This is a genomic window from Nocardioides sp., assembly GCF_031422975.1.
Lineage (GTDB): Bacteria > Actinomycetota > Actinomycetes > Propionibacteriales > Nocardioidaceae > Nocardioides.
This window is the reverse complement of record NZ_JANPEO010000656.1, coordinates 1-2672: the sequence shown is the minus strand read 5'-3', so window position 1 is coordinate 2672 and position 2672 is coordinate 1. Positions and strand designations below refer to the sequence as shown.

Below are 2672 nucleotides of genomic sequence, written 5' to 3'. Positions count from 1 at the left end.
CGACGAGGCGGGCCTGGAGCTGGCGACCCAGTCCCGCGAACGAGCCCTCGTCGGCGGGTTCGGGCCTGAGGCGGGGTTCTGTGGTGCGCAGATCGCCGAGGCAATGCTCTACCAGGGCCGCTTCGACGAGGCAGACCTACTCCTCGAAGACTGTCGTAGCGAGGGGCTGAAGGCGCGTGTATGGCGGGCGCTGCGGATCTTCAGCCTGATCGCCCGTGGAGACTTCGCGGCGGCCGAGCCGCTCGTGCGCGAGACGCTCGCGCTGTTCGCCGAGGTCGTCGGCCAGCCCGAAGGCTACGACCTGCAGGATGAAGTGGAGGTCTACTGCGGTCTCGACGACGTCGCCCAGGCGCTCGGTCTCGTTCGAGAGCACCTCGCGTCGGTTCCCTGGCGTGGCTCCCTTTGTGGACTCCCGGTAACCGCGCGGGCGGCGTGGACGGCAGTCGCGTGCGCCGTACGAGCAGGGGTCGAGGTGCCGGCGGACCTGATGACCTCCTGCGACGAGGTGCTGGCAGCAGCTCTCGCGGCGATTGATGAGGAGGAAGAGCTCCGTAGCTCCCTGCCAGCCAGCGGGGCGCTGGTTGCCGACGCCTTCGCCCGGACCCTCGACGGTGAGTCAGCCGTCGAGGCCTGGCGGTCCGCCGTCGAGGCATCTGCGCCGTACGGCGCCTACCACGTGCTGCTCCCCAGACTTGAGCTTGCGGCCGCCCTGCTCGGTGCAGGTGAACGCGACGAGGCCCGCTCGCTGGTGACCGAGGTCTGGCAGAGCGCCCGGGCGATGGGTGCGCGCCACTACGAGCAGCAGGCCGCGACGCTGGCACGTCGTAACCGGATCCAGCTCTCGGGGGAGCCGGTGCCGCCGCAACTGGCCGCCCTGACCGCCCGCGAGCGGGAGGTGCTCGACGTGCTGGCGTCGGGAGCCACCAACCGGACAATCGCCGAGAGGCTCTTCATCAGCGAGAAGACGGTGAGCGTGCACGTGACCAACCTGCTGGCCAAGCTGGGGGTTCCCAACCGCGGCGAGGCGGCGGCCCTGGCCCGCGAGCTTGCCAACGACTGAGCCGGCTGATGCCCGGCGGTCGCCCCCCGTCTGCGGGAGACTGGTAAAATGGTGCAGGCGATTTTGATGCTCCCGACGGAACCCGACCAGGGAGCCAAGAGGTCGCCGTCCAGAACGGAATGTGCATGCGCGCAACGAGATGGTCGATTCGCCAACTGTCCACATGGACAACAGGCCTGGTCCTGACAAGCCTGGTCCTGGCAACGGCCCCTGCGCCGGCCATGGCGGACGCCAAGGGTTTCGACGACCCCGTCGGGGACTCGACCTTCGTGGACATCTCACGCGTACGGGTCGTCCATCGGGACTCGGTGATCGTGCATGTCCGCTCGGCCGTGCCGCTGAGAGCCGGACAGCTCTTCGCCTTCTGGATCGACGCTGGCCACGGTCGACGTCCGGACTACTACGTCGCCTTCAACCCCAACACGGACGTCGGCCTCGATCTAGTGCGCGTCCGTTCTTTCGAGGATCGTCGCTCTCGGCTCGTTCAGTGCCCGGGAATGCGGCTCCGCGCCGACATCAACGTCGCCGACAAGCCGGTGTCGATCCGAATCCCGCGACGCTGCTTGAAGAACCCAGGGAGAGTCAGAGTCGCCGTGCAGTTCAAGGACGAGAGCATGGGCACCGTGGACTGGGCAGTGGCTCGCCGAACCTTCGGGCCCTGGGTCAAGCGGTAGGGCTTACGGCGGCCAGGAGCTGGACCCCTGCCTGTCCCCGGTCGGCCCAGAATGCGCATGGCCTGCCAACTCCGGTCGAGGGTGTTCACAACTCGCAATCAGCCGTCGCGTGGATCGAAGTCCCAACGGCCGTGTTGATCGCCGCAAGTCTCCGGTCTCTGGGATAGGTGCGGACCTGCGCCCGGTTAGTCACCGTCATTCCGGCCGCATCCACGTAGGGCCCGGTCCAGACCGGAGGTCGGCTGCCGCGTGACCCCCTCGTCCGTGTGATCGTTGCCCTCTCGTCCGGAGCGAAACGCCGATCGACGGGAGACACCATGAACACGACGTACACGATGACGGCGGGCAAGACCAGGAGTGAGTCGGTCGCCTGCAGCCGCGTACGGCAGGAGCGCCTCCGGCAGCTGAGCGCGCGGTCCATCATCGTGGGGTGCACCCCCGCGCAGTATGTGCCGCGGCATCGCGCCGACGTGCGGGTCGACTCGGTCGCCTGAGCCCACCGCCCTGAGCGCGGTGGGGACTCGCTGGTCCCGCGTCCAGCCGGTAGGCCGCCAGATCGTCGCTCCGGGTCGCTCGCGGGCGACGATGACCCACCGGCGTGCCGGGCTTGGCCGCCAGCAGGAACCTCGGATCGTGCGTGCGGCCGCACCGTGTACCGCTGGCCGCACAGCTCAGACACGTCAGTCGGCTTCCTCGGCTCCGCCCGCGTCCTTGGCCACGGTGGCGGTCTGAGGTGCACTGTCGGTCGCACTGACCTCGACGGTGAGGTCGAGGGCATTGGGGTCGGTGTAGTAGAGGCTGTACTGGTTGACCGGGACGTGGTCGGAGCCGCCGGTGTAGTCGAAGTGGATGACCCGGTTGTCGCCGCCCGCGATGGCGAAGTCGGTCGGGAGCTTGGCGTAGTAGCTCTCGGTGTCGGAGGTCTTGGGGTCGGTGAT

4 protein-coding genes are annotated in these 2672 nt (G+C 68.5%); 3 read left to right on the top strand and 1 reads right to left on the bottom strand.

The window, feature by feature from the left end; translation table 11 throughout:
• The 3 genes from RMO85_RS19470 to RMO85_RS19460 form a co-directional block, all read left to right on the top strand.
• On the top strand, nucleotides 1-1060 hold a 1060-nt coding region (locus tag RMO85_RS19470; RefSeq protein WP_310530366.1), incomplete at its 5' end, for a helix-turn-helix transcriptional regulator.
• A gap of 221 nt (nucleotides 1061-1281) precedes the next feature.
• Nucleotides 1282-1734 carry a hypothetical protein gene (locus tag RMO85_RS19465; protein ID WP_310530365.1) on the top strand — a complete coding sequence of 151 codons (453 nt, stop codon included), beginning with the start codon at nucleotides 1282-1284 and terminating at the stop codon, nucleotides 1732-1734.
• A gap of 317 nt (nucleotides 1735-2051) precedes the next feature.
• Nucleotides 2052-2228, top strand: a complete 177-nt coding sequence (locus tag RMO85_RS19460; protein WP_310530364.1) for a hypothetical protein — start codon at nucleotides 2052-2054, stop codon at nucleotides 2226-2228.
• A 186-nt stretch (nucleotides 2229-2414) separates the two neighbouring features.
• On the opposite strand, the gene RMO85_RS19455 is transcribed toward RMO85_RS19460, so the two are convergent.
• A partial coding sequence (locus tag RMO85_RS19455; protein WP_310530363.1) for a hypothetical protein occupies nucleotides 2415-2672 on the bottom strand: 258 nt, incomplete at its 5' end.